This window comes from Actinocorallia sp. B10E7 (genome assembly GCF_039871655.1).
Lineage (GTDB): Bacteria > Actinomycetota > Actinomycetes > Streptosporangiales > Streptosporangiaceae > Actinocorallia.
Window position 1 is genome coordinate 1 of record NZ_JBDPLZ010000006.1, and the last position, 15,870, is coordinate 15,870.

The 15,870-nt window shown below is 69.9% G+C and carries 18 protein-coding genes; 10 read left to right on the plus strand and 8 right to left on the minus strand.

What is annotated here, in order from left to right; translation table 11 throughout:
* Positions 1-221: 221 nt before the first annotated feature.
* Positions 222-668, plus strand: a complete 447-nt coding sequence (locus tag ABGB12_RS21610) for a hypothetical protein (protein WP_347680685.1) — start codon at positions 222-224, stop codon at positions 666-668.
* A gap of 30 nt (positions 669-698) precedes the next feature.
* Here the strand turns inward: ABGB12_RS21610 and ABGB12_RS21615 are convergent, their stop codons facing one another.
* On the minus strand, positions 699-1,373 hold the full coding sequence (locus ABGB12_RS21615; RefSeq protein ID WP_347680687.1) for a hypothetical protein: 675 nt from the start codon (positions 1,371-1,373) through the stop codon (positions 699-701).
* 100 nt (positions 1,374-1,473) lie between these two features.
* On the minus strand, positions 1,474-2,094 hold the full coding sequence (locus ABGB12_RS21620) for an MBL fold metallo-hydrolase (protein ID WP_347680689.1): 621 nt from the start codon (positions 2,092-2,094) through the stop codon (positions 1,474-1,476).
* A 122-nt stretch (positions 2,095-2,216) separates the two neighbouring features.
* Here ABGB12_RS21620 and ABGB12_RS21625 point away from each other — a divergent pair, with 122 nt between their 5' ends.
* The gene (locus ABGB12_RS21625; RefSeq protein ID WP_347680691.1) at positions 2,217-3,182 is read left to right on the plus strand and encodes a toprim domain-containing protein; all 966 of its coding nucleotides are present in this window, start codon (positions 2,217-2,219) and stop codon (positions 3,180-3,182) included.
* Positions 3,183-3,188: 6 nt separating this feature from the next.
* Here ABGB12_RS21625 and tnpB read toward each other — a convergent pair whose 3' ends face one another.
* Complete coding sequence (tnpB, locus tag ABGB12_RS21630) at positions 3,189-4,823, minus strand: IS607 family element RNA-guided endonuclease TnpB (RefSeq protein ID WP_347680693.1); 1,635 nt, start codon at positions 4,821-4,823, stop codon at positions 3,189-3,191.
* A gap of 314 nt (positions 4,824-5,137) precedes the next feature.
* Here tnpB and ABGB12_RS21635 point away from each other — a divergent pair, with 314 nt between their 5' ends.
* Positions 5,138-5,809, plus strand: a complete 672-nt coding sequence (locus ABGB12_RS21635; RefSeq protein WP_347680695.1) for a hypothetical protein — start codon at positions 5,138-5,140, stop codon at positions 5,807-5,809.
* Here the strand turns inward: ABGB12_RS21635 and ABGB12_RS21640 are convergent, their stop codons facing one another.
* Positions 5,810-6,019, minus strand: coding sequence for a hypothetical protein (locus ABGB12_RS21640; protein WP_347680697.1), 210 nt, complete (start codon positions 6,017-6,019; stop codon positions 5,810-5,812). It lies immediately after the preceding gene.
* 261 nt (positions 6,020-6,280) lie between these two features.
* Here ABGB12_RS21640 and ABGB12_RS21645 point away from each other — a divergent pair, with 261 nt between their 5' ends.
* Positions 6,281-7,291, plus strand: a complete 1,011-nt coding sequence (locus ABGB12_RS21645; RefSeq protein WP_347681470.1) for a quinone-dependent dihydroorotate dehydrogenase — start codon at positions 6,281-6,283, stop codon at positions 7,289-7,291.
* Here the strand turns inward: ABGB12_RS21645 and ABGB12_RS21650 are convergent.
* Complete coding sequence (locus ABGB12_RS21650; RefSeq protein ID WP_347680699.1) at positions 7,288-8,694, minus strand: class I SAM-dependent methyltransferase; 1,407 nt, start codon at positions 8,692-8,694, stop codon at positions 7,288-7,290. The two genes, ABGB12_RS21645 and ABGB12_RS21650, sit on opposite strands and share 4 nt — an antisense overlap.
* Before the next feature lie 46 nt (positions 8,695-8,740).
* Here ABGB12_RS21650 and ABGB12_RS21655 point away from each other — a divergent pair, with 46 nt between their 5' ends.
* Positions 8,741-9,409 carry an ElyC/SanA/YdcF family protein gene (locus ABGB12_RS21655; RefSeq protein ID WP_347680700.1) on the plus strand — a complete coding sequence of 223 codons (669 nt, stop codon included), beginning with the start codon at positions 8,741-8,743 and terminating at the stop codon, positions 9,407-9,409.
* 65 nt (positions 9,410-9,474) lie between these two features.
* Here the strand turns inward: ABGB12_RS21655 and ABGB12_RS21660 are convergent, their stop codons facing one another.
* Positions 9,475-9,687 (minus strand): DUF3073 domain-containing protein, encoded by a 213-nt coding sequence (locus tag ABGB12_RS21660; protein ID WP_347680702.1) that lies wholly within the window; start codon positions 9,685-9,687, stop codon positions 9,475-9,477.
* Positions 9,688-9,962: 275 nt separating this feature from the next.
* A complete protein-coding gene (locus tag ABGB12_RS21665; protein WP_347680704.1) occupies positions 9,963-11,018 on the minus strand; it encodes a Glu/Leu/Phe/Val dehydrogenase in 1,056 nt (351 codons plus the stop codon).
* A gap of 124 nt (positions 11,019-11,142) precedes the next feature.
* On the opposite strand from ABGB12_RS21665, the gene ABGB12_RS21670 reads away from it, so the two are divergent.
* Entirely contained in the window at positions 11,143-11,895 is a 753-nt protein-coding gene (locus tag ABGB12_RS21670; RefSeq protein WP_347680706.1) for a hypothetical protein, read from the plus strand.
* A gap of 326 nt (positions 11,896-12,221) precedes the next feature.
* Complete coding sequence (bldC, locus tag ABGB12_RS21675; RefSeq protein WP_012850682.1) at positions 12,222-12,425, plus strand: developmental transcriptional regulator BldC; 204 nt, start codon at positions 12,222-12,224, stop codon at positions 12,423-12,425.
* A gap of 125 nt (positions 12,426-12,550) precedes the next feature.
* Here the strand turns inward: bldC and ABGB12_RS21680 are convergent, their stop codons facing one another.
* A complete protein-coding gene (locus ABGB12_RS21680; RefSeq protein ID WP_347680708.1) occupies positions 12,551-13,246 on the minus strand; it encodes a TetR/AcrR family transcriptional regulator in 696 nt (231 codons plus the stop codon).
* A gap of 254 nt (positions 13,247-13,500) precedes the next feature.
* On the opposite strand from ABGB12_RS21680, the gene ABGB12_RS21685 reads away from it, so the two are divergent.
* The 3 genes from ABGB12_RS21685 (at position 13,501) to ABGB12_RS21695 (ending at position 15,864) form a co-directional block, all read left to right on the plus strand.
* Positions 13,501-14,547 carry a LacI family DNA-binding transcriptional regulator gene (locus tag ABGB12_RS21685; RefSeq protein ID WP_347680710.1) on the plus strand — a complete coding sequence of 349 codons (1,047 nt, stop codon included), beginning with the start codon at positions 13,501-13,503 and terminating at the stop codon, positions 14,545-14,547.
* 140 nt (positions 14,548-14,687) lie between these two features.
* The gene (locus tag ABGB12_RS21690; RefSeq protein ID WP_347680712.1) at positions 14,688-14,930 is read left to right on the plus strand and encodes a hypothetical protein; all 243 of its coding nucleotides are present in this window, start codon (positions 14,688-14,690) and stop codon (positions 14,928-14,930) included.
* Positions 14,931-15,024: 94 nt separating this feature from the next.
* Complete coding sequence (locus tag ABGB12_RS21695) at positions 15,025-15,864, plus strand: N-acetylmuramoyl-L-alanine amidase (protein WP_347680714.1); 840 nt, start codon at positions 15,025-15,027, stop codon at positions 15,862-15,864.
* The last annotated feature ends 6 nt before the right edge of the window (positions 15,865-15,870 follow it).

The window sequence follows — 15,870 nt, forward strand, 5'->3', positions numbered from 1 at the left end:
GGCAGCAGGGGCTCGATCAACGCCCACTGCTCATCGGTCAGATCCGACGGATAGGTGGGAGTACGCACCAACCACCCATACCCACCCCAACTGCTCCATCACGATCACCTGTCAAACACGCACTCAGAAGGGCCACTCAGGTAGGTAAAGGTCTCTTCTGGGTGGTTTGGGATAATCGAGGGAGGCAATGGGACCGTACAAGACGGACGAAGGGAGTGGTCATGGCCATCGAGCAACGTCCGGGTACGGAGGATTCGGGAGAGGAGCGGAAGTCGCACCTCACGGGGTCTCCCTCGATCGAGGCCGAATGGAGCGGAGGCGCCTCCGAAGAACTGCCGCGCTCGGTGACCCTGGCGGGCAACCCGCACGGGAAGGTGTCCTCGTGGGCCGTGGTGGCCACGGCGGTCGTGGCGTTCACGGTGGGCGGGATCGCGATGATCCTCAACGCGTGGGTGCTGTTCTGGGTCTGCGTGGCGGTCGTCCTGCTGATGTTCCCGGCGGCGATGGCGGTGCGGATCATGGAGGACACCGTGGGATGGGCCAAGCCGACACCCGGTGAGATCACCCGCGGCAACATGACCCGGACCGCCGGGCGGGTGCGCCGGGAGAGGCTTCAGGAGCTCAAGGACGCCCGGGAGGCCGAGAGCGAGCAGCAGGCCCGCAGGTAGGACCCTCCAGGACGGGACCCTTCCGGACCGTCAGAGCGTCAGGCCGAAGAGATGCAGGCGTTCGACGGCCTCCGGGACGGTCAGCGTGGGGGCGGTCTCGCCGTCCAGCGATCCGCCGGGGCCGATCTCGCGGGTATGCCGCCAGTGGCCGAGCAGCAGGACGTGCAGCCGCTCGTGCTCCGGCAGCGGCTCGGGGGCCCGGTCGGGCAGAAGCAGCCAGTAGAGGTGCTCTTCCCCGTCGGCGGAGCCGGTGGAAAGGCACCGCTCCAGATACACCACGGTCTCCTCGAGGACCTCGTGGACCACGAGGCGTGAGGTCGGCAGCACCGGGATCAGGGACTCCGCCCGTCCGCCCAGCAGGCGATGGAGCTCGGGACGGCCCAGCACCACTCGTCCGCCGCCGCGGGTGACGATCTCGACCAGCAGGGCCCGCAGGAACCCCTCGGCCCCGAGGCCCGTCAGCCCGACGGGGCACTCCAGCCCCCTCACCCGGGAAAGCGCGCTGTGAGGCCCCCCTCCGCCGACCGCGGGGGGCCTCGCGTCGCGTCCGTCGCCGAGCAGGCCGGACACACCGCGCGCCAGCAGGCGGTGCAGCCCGAACAGAGCGAACATCAGCAGGAGCGCCAGGCCGAAAGCCGGTTCCCGCCAGGACGGCGAGCCCTGCGGTTCCAGGAAGACGGCGCCGGGCATCGCACGGCTGAACACAGGCGGCCACCTTCCCCCCGAACGATGACCTGTGAGCCGTCATGCAATCAGCGAGGCCGCCTTCCGCTCGCGGCACACACGGAGCGTTAGCGAGCTGTGATCACAGATCGACGCCCTCGCCCGGTCCCAGACGGATGTATTCGGGCGCGGTGAGCGAGCTCAGCATCCGATCGAACACCGCCACGCCCTCGCCGCTGAGGATCGCCTCGTGGATGGGGTGGACCCTGCGGGGGGCCACCCGGTCGATGTAGTCGGTCCCCTCGCTCAGCTTCATCCACGGTGCCGCCGTCGGCGCGAGCAGCGTGTGCACCGGCAGGTCGGGGACGGTGAAGCTGTCGCCCGGGTGGAAGATCCCGTCGAAGTAGTAGCCGACGTTCTCGATGACGGGGATCGACGGGTGGATGACGGCGTGCTTCTCGCCGAACACCTTGACCGTCATCCCCGCGGCCTCGATGACGTCCCCGTGCCGGACCTCGGTGAACGGGGTTCCCTTCAGGAACTCCGACAGGGACGGCGGCCCGTAGATCCGCAGGTCGGGACGGCGCTCCTTGAGGCCGCGCACGGCCTCGGGGTCCAGGTGGTCGAAGTGCACGTGGGTGATGAGGACGACGTCCGGGTCCTCGAGCGGTTCGGGGCCGGAGAAGGCCCCGGGGTCGACGACGAGCCGGCCTTCGGAGGTCTCGAACCGGACACAGGAGTGCGGGAACTTCACCATTCTCATGGCTCTCATCATTCCCCACCCCCGTCCGCGAGCCCCGAAAGGATCGGAGGTATGTCCCGAAAAACTGGGTATGAGCGCTTTGAGGAACTTCCCCGCCTCGCCGGCACGAGGGGAGTCCCGCCATGTCAGAAAACCCGGCATTCCAGACGTCCGAAAACCCGCTGGAACTCGCCCACGGCTTCTTCCGGACACGACGGCCCGCCAGTTGGGTCCCCGCCTACCTGGACGCGCGCGGCTTCCCCGAACCCGTGCAACGCCGCTTCGAGATCGGCTACGCGCCCCCGGGCTGGCGCGCTCTCACCGAACGGCTCCTCGGACACGGCGTCCACGAGAACCACCTGATCGCCCTGGGACTGGCCCGCCGCTCCCGGCACGGACGGCTCTACGACTTCTTCCGCGACCGCGTCATGTTCCCCGTCCGCGACCAGCACGGCGTCCTCGTCGGCTTCATCGGCCGCACAGCCGACGGCGTGGGCGGCCCGCGTTACCTGAACAGCCCCGACAGCGCCGTCTTCCACAAAGGAAACCTCCTCTACCGCCCCGACAGAGGCCCCCGAGGACGCACCGTCGTGGTCGAAGGCCCCCTGGACGCCATCGCCGTGCGCCTGGCCGGATTCCGCGCCCTCGCCCCGTGCGGAACCCGGCTGACCTCGGAACAGGCCGCGCTCCTGGGCGACGACGTCCTCCTCGCCCTGGACGGAGACCTCAGCGGCCGGCGCGGCACCGTCCAGGCCTGGCGGCAGCTCTCCCGCCTGCGCGGGCCGGTCCACGCCGTGCTCCTCCCCGAGGGCGAGGACCCCGCCGACCTCTTCGGGAAAGGCGGCCCCGAAGCGGTCCGGGCCGCCCTGGCGCATGAGCGCCTCCTGGTGGACCTCGTCCTCGACACCGTCCTCGAACACCGCTCCCTGCGGTTCGTGGACGAGCGGGTGGCCGCCGCCCACGCCGCCGCCGGGCTCATCGCCGCCCTCCCCCCGGAGCAGGTGGCCCGCCAGGTCGCCAGGACCGCCGCCCGGCTCGGCTTCGCCCCCTCCGACATCACCTCCTATGTCGTCGCCGCGCTCTCCGACCGGATGACCAGGCGTTTCTGAGTATCCCTACGGATAGGAAAAAGCCGATCTACCTGCAGGATCGCGGCATGACCACCTGCCCCGCCTGCGGTTTCCCCCTCCCGCAGGACCCCCCAGACCGCTGCCCCGCGGCCTTCTGCGGCTTCCGTTGCTGATTTCATAGTCGGAGATCAGCACCCCCGGCCTTTCGACCGGGAAGGTCCGTAACAGTGACACCACGGCCGCAGGGGCCGGGTGTCCGTTGACGGTCCTCGCTTCCTTCCCTCGCTGGTGCGGTGGTTTCGCGCCGCCTGCCCGTCCCGTCCCGGCCGTGCGGCCGGGTCGGGTGGTGCGGGTCTTACAGTCGGCTCCACGAGGCTTCGGCGCCGAGGCGCCCAGGTCTCCGGCCACTCCGGTACCTGTTGACACACTCGCCGCGAGGGCGAGGAGATTGCGGGCCGCGTTCTCATCCCGGTCCAGGACCAGAGGGCAGGCGTCGCAGTCGAACACCCGGACGTGCAGCGGCAGCTTGGCTTTCACCGCACCACACCCCGAGCAGGTCTTCGAAGAGGGAAACCACCTGTCCGCCACGATCGTGGGGCAGGCATAGCGGCGGCCCTTGTAGGTCAGCTGACGCCGGAGCTGTCCGAACCCGGCGTCGGCGACCCGGCGTGACAGTCTCCGGTTCCTGAGCATTCCGGCGACGTTGAGGTCCTCCACCACCACGGTCGCGTACTCGGCCCGAACGCTCGTGGTCAACTTGTGCAGGGTGTCCTGGCGCAGGTTCGCCACCCGGTGCTGCACCCGGTTGCGCTCGGCGTTCGCCTTCACCCACCGCTTCGACGGCTCCTGCCCGGCACGCCGGGCAGGGCCCCGGCGGCGCGAGACACGCCGGGACAGGTGCCGGAGCTTCTTCAACGCCGTCTCGTAATGCCGGGGGTTGGGGATGTAGCGGACCTCTCCGCGGCTGTCGGCCAGGACCGCCAGGTGCTTGACTCCCAGGTCGATACCGACCGCAGTGCCGGGCCGGGCGACGCGCTGGATGTCCCGCTGCACTTCGACCTGAAAGGACACCAGCCACCGACCCCGCTCATACCCCACCGTGGCCGCCAGGATCCTCGCGGTCCCGGCCACGAGGCGGCGGTGGAGCTTGCGAGTGGACTCATGCGTGCGCATCGTGCCCAGCCGCGGCAGGGTGATATGCCTGCGATCAGGCTCCAGACGGATTGTGCCGGTGGTGAACCGGCACGACAGCGGCGTCTTGTGCTTGGCCTTGTAGCGCGGCCTCCCCACCCGCCCGCCCCTGCGCCTGCCCTGCTTGGACTTGGCGTAGTTGTCGAACGCGGCTGCGGCGCCCGCCAGGCCGGTGCTGTAGGCCTCTTTGGAGTTCTCCGCCCACCAGTCGGCGAAGCGCGGGTCGGTGCGCTTGGCCTCGTTGAACGCCTTGCGCAGCTCGGGCAGCGACCACGGCCGCCACTCCGTCAGCTCCTCGCCGCTGAGGCCGTAGGTCTGCTCGGCCCCGCGCTGCCGCCAGGACGCCGTCACCCAGCCCACCGCCCAGTTATAGGCGGTGCGGGCCGCACCGCAGTGCGACCGCAACGCCGCCTCCTGGCCCGCGTTGGGGTCCAGAGCGAACCGGTAGGCCTGCACCACGCAGCCGGGACGCGGCCGGAACTTCCTCACTCCCCGGCCCCCTCTCTGGCGCGTGGTCTGCGGGCAGCGGCATCGAACACTACTACAAGTAATGGTCTGGTCACACAATGGTCGAGAGGGTCCGTTACGCACTGCTGGAGCTACTGCCCAGCGGACTTCACATCGTTATGGATGCCTACATCTGGCCATGAAACCGGGAGCAATTACTTAACCCCCTGCCCCTGCTGGCCTTCGCCCACATCGACACGACCCCGTACGAGTCCACCACCGCCCTGCTGCTCGACGCGGCGCTGACGTCGCTCGTCCTGCGCCGCCGGTCGTCCCGTGTCGCCTTCCTCTGCGCTATGGCCGTCCTGGCCTGGACGCTGGTGATCCTCGTCGTCTACTCCGCCCAGCACCTCCGCCGGCTGGACGAGCAGCTGATCGCCGCCGTGCTCTTGGCGGTCGCCGCGCTCCTGGCCCATCTCTGGTCCCGCGAGCACCGTCTCGGCGCCGTTCTCACCGGGCTGGCCGCCATCGCGGCCGTCGCCCTCCCCCTCCAGAGCGTCCTGCCCAGGACCCACCTGACCACGGCGGTCTCCTTGGCGGCCCTGATCCCCCTCCTGGCGACCGCGCGGCCCGACATGTGGCACCGACCCACCGCGCCGGCCCGCGTTGTCTCCTGGGTCTTCCTGGCCCTGATGGGCTTCTACTCCCTGGAGACTTTCGTGGGCGCGGTCCTGGGCGCCGAGTCGATGATGCCCGACCCCGCCCCGATCATCCTCGGCATGATCGCGCTCGGCATGGCCACCGAACGGCTCCGGCCCACCGTCGTCGCCTTCGCCGCGCTGGCGCTCTACTCCGCCCCGTACGCGCTGTCGTTCGGCGACGAGGCCGTGCGCAACTGGCAGACGGCGGTTCTCTGCCTGCTGATCCCGCTCGCCGCGGGAATCCTCCTGCTCTCCCTCGGCGCGACCTACGAACGGCATCTGCGCCGGGCGCACGACCTGTACACCCGCCTCTCGGCGATGCACTGATCAGCCGCGCGCCGGCAGGGGGTCGTGCTCCTTGCCGGTGCCGCCGCACATCCGGCACGGCTCGTCCACCCGGACCCAGCCGATGACGCCGCCCGCCTCGCGCTGGGGCTTCTCCGGACGCCACCAGCCCGAGCCGGTGCAGAACCGGCAGACCAGATCGTCCCGGTCGCACCACCCGCAGGAGTCGAGGCCGCACCGCTCCGGGATCATCGGCACAGTCCGGTGCCGTCGCACACATGGCAGTTCTCCACGCTGTCCACCCAGGTCACCGAACCGTCCTCCTGCTGCCGGGGGCGCTGGTAGATGATCCGCCCCGACCCGTCACAGTGTCCACAAGGCGGTGGATCGTCCTTCGCCAACCCACACCCACCCCCTCTCGCACGGCGACCGTCCCCAGGATGACCCGCGAACCCCGCGACGTCCACCGCCCCCCGCGACCATGCGTGTCGCGGCCCCCTGAAAGAATGCGACATCGTGTACGCGCTGCTGTTCTCCCAGGTCCTCCGCCGGATCGACGCCGAGAAGGTTCACCATCTGACCATCGGGCTGCTGCGCGTGATCCAGGCGATCCCCGGCCTGCCCTGGCTGCTGCGCAGGCTGCTGGGCCCCAGGGGCCCCGAGGTCGAGGCGCTCGGCCTGCGCTTCCCCGGTCCGCTCGGCCTGGCCGCCGGGTTCGACAAGGACGCCCGGGTCTACGAGGCGCTCGCCGGGTTCGGGTTCGGCCACGTCGAGGTCGGGACGATCACCGGTGAGCCCCAGCCGGGCAACCCGCGCCCCCGGCTGTTCCGGCTGCCGCCCGACCGGGCCGTCGTCAACCGGATGGGCTTCAACAACCGGGGCGCGGCCGACGCGGTGAAGAGGCTGCGCCGCGAACGCGACGTCGTCGTCGGCGTGAACATCGGCAAGACCAAGGCGGTGCCCGAGGAGGAGGCGGCCTCCGACTACGTGAAGTCGACGAGGCTGCTGGCCCCGCTCGCCGACTACCTGGTCGTCAACGTCAGCTCCCCCAACACCCCGGGGCTGCGCGACCTCCAGGCGGTCGCGCATCTGCGCCCGCTGCTCAGGGCGGTGCAGGAGGCCAAGGGGACCACCCCGCTGCTGGTCAAGATCGCCCCCGACCTGGCCGACGAGGACGTGGACGCCGTCGCCGACCTCGCGCTCGAGCTGGGCCTGGACGGCATCATCGCGACCAACACCACGATCTCGCGGGAGGGCCTGCGCGGCGACCCCGCCGTCGCGGCGCAGGCGGGCGGCCTGTCCGGCGCGCCCGTCAAGCGCCGTTCGGTGGAGGTGCTCAGGCGGCTGAAGGCCCGGACCGGCGACCGGCTCACCCTGATCTCGGTCGGCGGCGTCGAGACCGCCGACGACGTGCGGGAACGGCTGGCCGCCGGGGCGACCCTCGTCCAGGGCTACACCGGCATGATCTACGGTGGCCCGCTCTGGGCCTACAGGATCAACCGGGAGCTGCGCCGGGGCCGCTAACCGGTCACCTCGAAGAACCCGTCGGCCACCAGCTCCGGCAGCACCCCCTCTGCGTGCGCCCGGACCGCCTCCTCGTCGTCCCCGGTGAGCTGCGCGATCGCCCCGAGCAGGGGATCGAGCGGGAGTGTGCCGTCGCAGACCCCGGCGAGCGCGGCCTCGGTGGTGCCGACCGCGGTCGCGCGGCGCAGCCCGCCCGTCTGGCGCAGGACGATCCGCTCGGGGTCCTCCGCGCCGGGACGGCCGATCTGCTCCTGCACCACGCCGTCGGCCAGGCGCAGCATGCCGAACGGGCGGTCCGCCGCGGCGATCCCGTCCAGGACCCCTTCCACGTAGGCGCCCACCGGCTGCTCCACCTGGTGCCGCAGCTCCTCGATCCGCACCGAGCCGCCGCCCTCCCGCAGGGTGATCCAGCCGAACCCGACTCCGGTGACCCTGTGGTGGTCGAAGTAGTCGAGCCACTCCTCATACCGGGCGCGGTATTCGGGCGTGCCCGCCTCACAGGAGTCGCGCAGCCAGAGTTCGGCGTATTCCGCCGGGTCCTGGACGTCCCGCTGGACGACCCACGCGTCGCAGCCCGAGATCCAGGAGGCGACCCTCTCCTCCCACGGCTCGCCCTCGACCAGCAGCCAGTTCGCCAGCAGCTGGCACCAGCCGCCCTCGGTGAGCCGGGACGGCGCCTGCTCGACCAGCCGGCGGCAGATCTCGTCGCCGGGCAGGCCCGATTCCCGGTAGGTGAAGCGCCCGTCGGGCGAGATGACGAAGGGCGGGTTGGAGACGATGAGGTCGTACCGCTCGGGCACGGGCTCGAACAGCGACCCGAGCCGAAGCTCGGCGTCGACCTCCGACAACCCGAAGCCGAGCCGTGCCAGTTCCAGCGCACGCGGGTTGGTGTCGGTCGCGACGATGTGCCGGGCCCGGTCGGCGGCGAGCAGCGCCTGGACTCCGGAGCCCGTCCCCAGATCCAGCAAGTTATCCACAGGCTTGTGGACAACCAGCCTCGCCACGTTGTACGAGGCGCCCCCGACACCCACCACGTGATCGGGTCGCACCGGGCCGTCCCCCGGCCTGATCTTCAGATCGGAAACCGCGTACCGGACGGGCCCGGGAGCCTCCAGCGGCTCGACGTGAAGGAGCGCCCGCAGCTCGTCCCCCGACCGTTCGGCGAGCCCCGCGGCCACCAACGCGTCGGCCGGCAGGCCCGCCGCGGGCACCGGCACCTGAAGCCAGAAAAGCCTGGTCAGCAAGGACAGAGGCGACCCGTCACGGGTTGCTCGCAAAGCGGGAACGATCTCATCACGGGCCAGCGCGCCGCCCGCCACGGGGCCTAGCGCCTCACGGACTCCGGGCACCGTGTAACCGGCCGACTCGAAGTGGGAACGAAGGGTCTTCAGCACCCTCCTCATCCTGCCGGAGCGCGGGAGGAGGCCGCACATCACTACAGTGATCGACGTGAGTCTCCGACGGATCCCCGCGCGACTGCGCTCACGCAGGCTGTGGATAACTCTGGCCGCGGGCGCGTTGACAGTACTGCTGGCGCCCACCGGATGGACCTACGGATCCACCTGGACACACCGCACCGACCTCTCCCACGCCCGCACGGCGGAGATCGCCCTCGTGCTCGGCGCCGGACTGAACCCCTCCGGCGGACCGAGCCCGTTCCTCGCCGGACGGCTCGACATCGCGGTCGAGTTGTACCGGCGGAACAGGATCAGAGCCGTCCTGGTCAGCGGGGACAACAGCCGTACCGAATACGACGAGCCCACCACCATGCGCGACTACCTGCGCGACCACGGCGTGCCCGAAGACAAGATCGTTCTTGACTACGCCGGTTTCGACACCTGGGACTCCTGCGTGCGCGCCAAGAAGATCTTCGGCGCGAACAGCGCGATCGTCGTGAGCCAGAACTTCCACCTGGCCCGCGCGGTCGCCCTGTGCCGGCGAGCCGGACTCGACGCCCAGGGCATCGGCGACCGGTCGCCCTACCTGGAGCCCACCGTCTACGGTTACGCCCGGGAGGTGCCCGCCACTCTCAAAGCCATGACGGACGTCCTCCTCGACCGCGACCCGAAGTTCCTCGGGCCCCGCGAAGACGGCCTCGACCGTGCGCTGGGACGGTGACGGTAGAGGCGACGCCGGTGAAGACGACGAAGCCACTGCCCGCCGCCGGGCAGTGGCGTCGACTGTCAGCTCGCGGAGCCGTCCTTCGGCTGATAGTCAGCGAAGTCCGCGTACTTGTCCAGCAGCTCGTCGTCGTAGGAGTCTTCGACTTCCGTCGTCGGCCGCGCGGAAGATACACCCAGCTCGTCCGAAAGGCGGTCGAGGTCGGTGTGGCCGCTGTTGTACTTCAGCTGGCGAGCGACCTTTACCTGCTTGGCCTTGGCTCGGCCTCGCCCCATGTGGCTCGACCCCCTTGATGGTCAGGGCTTCTACTGGCCCTATCGCTACGCTTACGCACACGCGCTGACACGTCTGAGCCATGCGTCAGCTACGGGTACAACCGTACCCGTTTTACACGCAGCTCGGTACGTGTCTCCGCGGTGGCGCCTCGCTTTACCTTCGCGGAAACCAGTCTAACCGGCGAGGACTACCCTCCTGACCTGCAGAAGGAGATGTTCGAGTGATCCTTTGAAGACTCCACGTGATTTCTGTCAGACACCACCAAGGCGCGTGACTACAGCCAGATACCCCTAAGTCGCCCGACTTCGGACATTCGCCGTTCGGCCATCCGGTCCGCCGCGACCACCGGGGGCACCGAGTCCCGCTCGGCCAGCTCGAAGATCCGCCTGGTGGTGTCGAAGATCCCCGCGGCCCGCGCCCGGGCCCGCTCCATGGAGAACCCCTCGAGCTCGTCGGCCACCTGGATGACCCCGCCCGCGTTCACCACATAGTCGGGAGCGTAGAGCACGCCGCGTTCGGCGAGCACCTTCTCGATGCCCGGATGCGCCAGCTGGTTGTTGGCCCCGCCGCAGACGATCCTCGCCCCCAGGGTGGCGGCGACCTCGTCGGTCAGGGCCTGGCCCAGCGCGCACGGCGCGTAGACGTCCAGGTCCGAGGCGAGCAGCGCGGCGCCGTCCTCGACGACCGTCGTCATCGGGTGGGCCGCGACCACCCGCGTGGTGGCGGCCGGATCGACGTCGCAGATCACCAGCCTGGCCCCGTCCTCGGCGAGCAGGTCGGCCAGTCGGCGCCCGACCTTGCCGACCCCCTGGATCCCGACCCGCCGGCCGCGCAGGGTCGGCTCCCCCCAGACGCGTTCGGCCGCGGCGCGCATGCCCTGGAAGACTCCGAACGCCGTCAGGATGGAGGAGTCCCCCGCTCCTCCCGAGGCCTCGGTGCGGCCGGTGACGAAGCGCGACTCGCGGGCCACGCAGTCCATGTCGGGGCTGTAGGTGCCCACGTCGCAGGCGGTGACGTAACGGCCGCCCAGCGACTGCACGAAGCGCCCGTAGGCGCGCAGCAGGGCCTCTGACTTGTCGCGGACAGGGTCGCCGATGATGACGGCCTTGCCGCCTCCGTGGTCGAGCCCGGCCATGGCGTTCTTGTAGGTCATGCCGCGGGACAGTTCGAGCACGTCGGCGAGGGCTTCTTCCTCGGTGGCGTAGGGGTAGAAACGGGTGCCCCCGAGCGCCGGGCCGAGCGCCGTCGAATGGATCGCGATGATCGCGCGCAGGCCGCTCGCCTTGTCAGCGCAGAAGACGACCTGTTCGTGCCCCTGAAAAACGGTCACGAGATCAGCCTAAGACCGTTCGAGGACTCCCTGGACCATGATTACGCCCCGAGTCCCCACCCGGAATTACAACGAGGGGATTTCAGGGCGTGTCCGGGTGGTGCTCGCATGCCACCATGCGGACGTGCTCCCGTACACCGCCTACCTGAGGGTCTATGAACCTCTCGAGGCCTTCCCCGAGCCGGAGCGCTCATGGTGGACGGCCCACGCGGAACGCCGCGAACAGGTCGGGCACGCGGATCCCGGGCTCCCGGCGGCGTCTTGGCCGAGGGGAATGCGAAGGCCTCCCGCCCACGACACCCAGAGCGCCTATGTGCGGCGTTTCTCCGACAGGACATACATTTGCCCTTGGAAGCGGCGCCTGCGCTCCTGGGAGGCTTTCAGCGCCGCGCAGAGGACTCCCGCAGCCGCCGCGGCGCCCGCGGATCCGCACATCCGGGAGAGCAACTGGCATGTGCCGTTCCCGTGGTTCGTACCCTTCGTCCGCGAGGAGCGCACACTCGAACTCGGCGGAAAGCCCGCCACCGCCCCGCCCCGCGCCCTGGTCTACCTGACCACCATGGCCCGGGCCGGGCAGCGTCTCGCCCGCGCGACGATCGCCGGGGAGCGCGCCATGACGGACGTGTCGCCCTTCGGAGACGCCCAGAGCCTCCAGGAGGAGCTCTCGGCCTTCCACCCGCAGTCCCTGGTGGAACTGGACTACGGCGGCCTCGTGCACCTCATGGACGACGACACGCTGACCGCGGACGACTCCGTCGGCGAGTGCGCGGTGGCGCTCGTGGCGCTGGAGCGGGGCGAGCTGGAACTGGCCGTCGCGATGCAGTTGCGGCTTCGGACGCGTTGGCGGGCGATCCGGGCACTACAGAGCGCGAACTGATATTCAGCAAAGAGGCAGCAAAAACCCCTGCTCACAGCCCTGCGTGACGGTTTGCCTACATACGGCTAGGACAAACTCCCGCAGAAAGTTCTCGATTCTCTCCACCATGCCACCATACGTGTCGCTAGAATCACGCAGCGTAACCCAGTCATCACGAACACGCAGATTTGAGCCAGGGGCTTGCTTACTGCGCTGAGTGATGGCAAGGTTACACCTTGTGATGTCATAGCGGCTCGTTCCGGGCCATAAGAGACATCGGTGAACCGCGCGAAAAAGAAGATCGCAGGATCGGCTGTCAGACGGTCCACGGAGGAGAGGCCGCAAAGATGTCAGCACGTACACCCGAAGCAGAGCCCTTGCTGACCCCGGCAGAGGTGGCGACGATGTTCCGCGTCGACCCCAAGACCGTCACGCGATGGGCGAAGGCCGGGAAGCTCACGTCCATCCGGACCCTGGGCGGGCACCGGCGCTACCGCGAGGCCGAGGTCCGCGCGCTGCTGGCGGGCATCCCGCAGCAGCGTTCGGAGTAGCCGGGCGGTACAACCGCGAAGGGCTCCATGAGCCGTCGAGTCGCCTATCGGGGGCCTCGGCGGCTCAGTCCTGTGTCCCGGCCGTCCCTTCACCGGACACCCCGGCCTTCGGCGCCTCCGGGCCCTTAGGAGATCTCCAGGGCCCTGGCCGCCAGCTCCGTCTCCTCGCGGACCAGGCGGTCGAGGACCTCCCGGAGCAGCGGATCATGCCGGGCGGCGTTGCGCACCAGCACGATGTGATGCTCGACCAGCAGGGACTGCAGCTCCTCCCGGGGCAGGTCCCGGTGCTCCAGCCAGTCGAGCGCCGACGTCTCCACCAGGGACATCCAGCCACGCAGAGTGACGCGCAGCACCGGGCCCGGCACCTCGATGCCGAACTCGCGCAGGATCCGGTCGAGCAGCAGCATCCGGGTGCTCTCGACGATCTCGCTCACCTCGCCGAAAGCCGACGCCGGACCGCCGCGCAGCATCGCCAGGTAGCCGGCCGCGTGCTCCTCCACGAAGTCGAAATACCGCTCCAGGGCCTTTTCCAGCCGCACCAGCGGGGTGCCTTCCATGGGCTCCGACAGCAGTTCGCTGAGTCGGCCCGCCGCGCTGCGCAGCGCGGCCAGATAGAGCTCCTGCTTTCCGCCGAAGTAGTGGTAGACCAGAGCGCGTGACGCGCCCGCCGTGGCGGCCACGTCGTCTATGGAGATCTCCTCCGGGGCCTTGCGGCTGAAGAGCTCGAGCGCGGCCTCGATCAGCTCGTCGCGCCGTTCGTCGACGCTGAGTCTTCTTCTACCGCGCCTGCCCGGGGTTCCGGTCGGCGCACGATCGTCCATCCGCGAAGCGTATCCGAGGAAGTAGGCCTGTGGCCGCCCGGTCATCCGCGTTACGCGCGTGCTACACGCACGTTGCGAACGGATGGCCGAGTCGGCTTCCCTGATTTCGGACATTCTATCACGACCAAATAAACATGACCGTTACTCGCCGTTACGAAGCCGTTTGGCGCTACCGGGGGGCATCATGGCATCTTCTTCCTTAGAAGTGACCAAGATATTGCGGCAGGCCTGTTCTTCCCCCCGACAGGAGAGCCATGTCAGCTGACGAAAGCGCCCCGCGGCTCGACGCAGCGGTGCCCAGACAGCCCGCGAGCAAGCCCACGATCCGCAATGTCGCGGAGCGTGCCGGCGTCTCCAAATCCCTGGTCTCCCTGGTCATGCGGGGCTCCCCCCATGTGAGCGAACGCCGCAGGCAGGCGGTGCTGAAAGCGGCGAGAGAACTCGGTTACCGGCCCAACGCCGTGGCCCGCAGCCTCGTGGAAGGCCGCACCCGGCTCATCGGCGCGCTCGTCGCCGACCTGCACAATCCCTTCTTCGCCGAATTCCTCGACGGGCTCCAGGAGAGCCTGCACGGAGAAGGGCTGCGGATGCTGGTCGGCTCCGGCCGATGGGATCCGCTCTTCGAGGCCGAGGCCGTCGAGGCCTTTCTGGAAATGCGGGTCGACGGCCTGGTGCTGCTGAGCGTCGTCCCCGATTCGCTCAGGGAGGCGGCCGCCAGCGTGCCCGTCGTGCTGGTCGGCGAACGGGACGTCGAGGGCGTCGACATCGTGGTCGACGACGACGAGCTGGGCGCCAGCCTCGCCGTGGACCACCTGGTGGCGCACGGGCACCGGCGGATCGCCCACATCGAGGGCGCCCCGTCCGCGACGGCGCGCTACCGCAGGGCCGGCTACGAGGCGGCGATGACCAGGCACGGCCTCGCCGACCAGATCCTCGTGGAGCCCGGCGACTTCACCGAGGACGGCGGCTACCGCGCCGCGCGGGCGCTGCTCACCCGCGCCGACCGGCCGACCTCCATCTTCGCGCCCAATGACCTGGTGGCCACCGGCGCGTTGTCGGCGGCCGACGAGCTCGGCCTCCGGGTGCCGCAGGACGTGTCGATCATCGGCTACGACAACACCCATCTGGCGGCGATCCGGCACATCTCGCTGACCAGCGTCGACCAGCCGCGCCGGGACATGGGGCGGGTCGCCGCCTCGCTGCTGTGCTCCCGGATCGAGGACCCCGCCCGCGAGGTGCGTCAGGAGCTGGTGCTGCCGCACCTGGTGGTGCGTGCCACGACCGGCCCGGTGGGCGGCTGAGCGACACCCCGCCCCGGGGAGATCTTTCACCGGAAAAGGTAAGGCGGAGACCAAGTCTCGATCGAACCGCTGGCCAGGACCGCCCGGCCGCTCTTGGATGGTGCGGTCGGCGCCGCCACTGGCCATCGAGGGGGACGATCGTGCGTGATCCGGAATTGGTGTCGTGCGCCCAGCGCGCGGCCGGCGAACTGGAACGTGCCTGGCAGCGCTGGCGGCAGGCCCGGGGCCTGGTCGAGTCGGTCCCGGCCGCCGAGTCCGTGGCCAGCTATGTGGCGCACTCCCTGGACCACCCCTGGGGCCGGCCCAGGGTGGTGCTCGGGCTCGACGCCGAGGAGGCCCGGGCGCTCGCCGCCCTGCTGTGCCGCGAGGGCACCACGCGCTGAGGGCGGACGAAGGCGATCACGCCCGGCACCCTCTTCCCGGCGCTTTCGCCATAGACTGGGTCGGTTGGTAACAGACCGATCACAGGAGTTGATCTTGGCGAACGGACGCAAGTCCCTGGCTCTGGCGCTCGGCTCGGTCGCCGTGGCCAGTCTCGGCCTGGCCTCCTGCGGCGACTCCGACACCCCCGTCGCGAAACCGCCGACCGCCGGCCCGAGCACCGGTCCGAGCAACGGCCGGTCCAACGGCGCGGGCGGCTCGGAGGCCCGGCAGCAGCGGGCCGGGGCCTCGCTCGCGGGCAAGACGGTCGTGCTGGACCCCGGCCACAACGGCGGCCCGCTCAAGGGCGGCCAGGTCTTCGTCGGCAACGGCTACAAGGCGTGCGACACCTCCGGCACCGCCACCGACGCCGGCTACTCCGAGCACGCCTTCACCTGGGACACCGCCAAGCGGCTGCAGAAGGTGCTCCAGCGCCGGGGCGCCAAGGTCGTGCTCACCCGGCCCAACGACAAGGGGTCGGGGCCGTGCATCGACGAGCGGGCCGCGATCGGCAACCGGCACAAGGCCGACGCGGTGATCTCCATCCACGCCGACGGCGCGGCACCCGGCGGCAGGGGCTTCCACGTGATCAAGCCGAAACCGGTCAAGGGTCTCAACGAGGGCATCATCGCCCCGTCCAGCAAGCTGGGCGACGCCGTGCTCGCCGCCTACAAGACCGGCACCGGCATGCCGTACTCCACCTACCTCGGAGACAACGGCGTCACCGTCCGGGACGACCTGGGCGGGCTGAACCTCTCCAAGGTGCCGAAGATCTTCATCGAGACCGGCAACATGCGCAACAAGACCGACGCCGCCAAGCTGAGCGACCCGGCCTTCCGCCAGCGCATGGCCGTCGCCATGGCCGACGGGCTCACCCGCTACCTGACGGGCAAGTAGGGCCCG

Bases quoted from the DNA above. Each gene is read 5' to 3' on its own strand.
- ABGB12_RS21650 (WP_347680699.1), bottom strand. From the start codon at position 8,694: ATGAGGAGGGTGCTGAAGACCCTTCGTTCCCACTTCGAGTCGGCCGGT.
- ABGB12_RS21635 (WP_347680695.1), top strand. From the start codon at position 5,138: ATGGCCGTCCTGGCCTGGACGCTGGTGATCCTCGTCGTCTACTCCGCC.
- ABGB12_RS21620 (WP_347680689.1), bottom strand. From the start codon at position 2,094: ATGAGAATGGTGAAGTTCCCGCACTCCTGTGTCCGGTTCGAGACCTCC.
- ABGB12_RS21680 (WP_347680708.1), bottom strand. From the start codon at position 13,246: ATGGACGATCGTGCGCCGACCGGAACCCCGGGCAGGCGCGGTAGAAGA.
- ABGB12_RS21660 (WP_347680702.1), bottom strand. From the start codon at position 9,687: ATGGGGCGAGGCCGAGCCAAGGCCAAGCAGGTAAAGGTCGCTCGCCAG.
- ABGB12_RS21625 (WP_347680691.1), top strand. From the start codon at position 2,217: ATGTCAGAAAACCCGGCATTCCAGACGTCCGAAAACCCGCTGGAACTC.
- ABGB12_RS21685 (WP_347680710.1), top strand. From the start codon at position 13,501: ATGTCAGCTGACGAAAGCGCCCCGCGGCTCGACGCAGCGGTGCCCAGA.
- ABGB12_RS21640 (WP_347680697.1), bottom strand. From the start codon at position 6,019: ATGATCCCGGAGCGGTGCGGCCTCGACTCCTGCGGGTGGTGCGACCGG.
- bldC (WP_012850682.1), top strand. From the start codon at position 12,222: ATGTCAGCACGTACACCCGAAGCAGAGCCCTTGCTGACCCCGGCAGAG.
- ABGB12_RS21610 (WP_347680685.1), top strand. From the start codon at position 222: ATGGCCATCGAGCAACGTCCGGGTACGGAGGATTCGGGAGAGGAGCGG.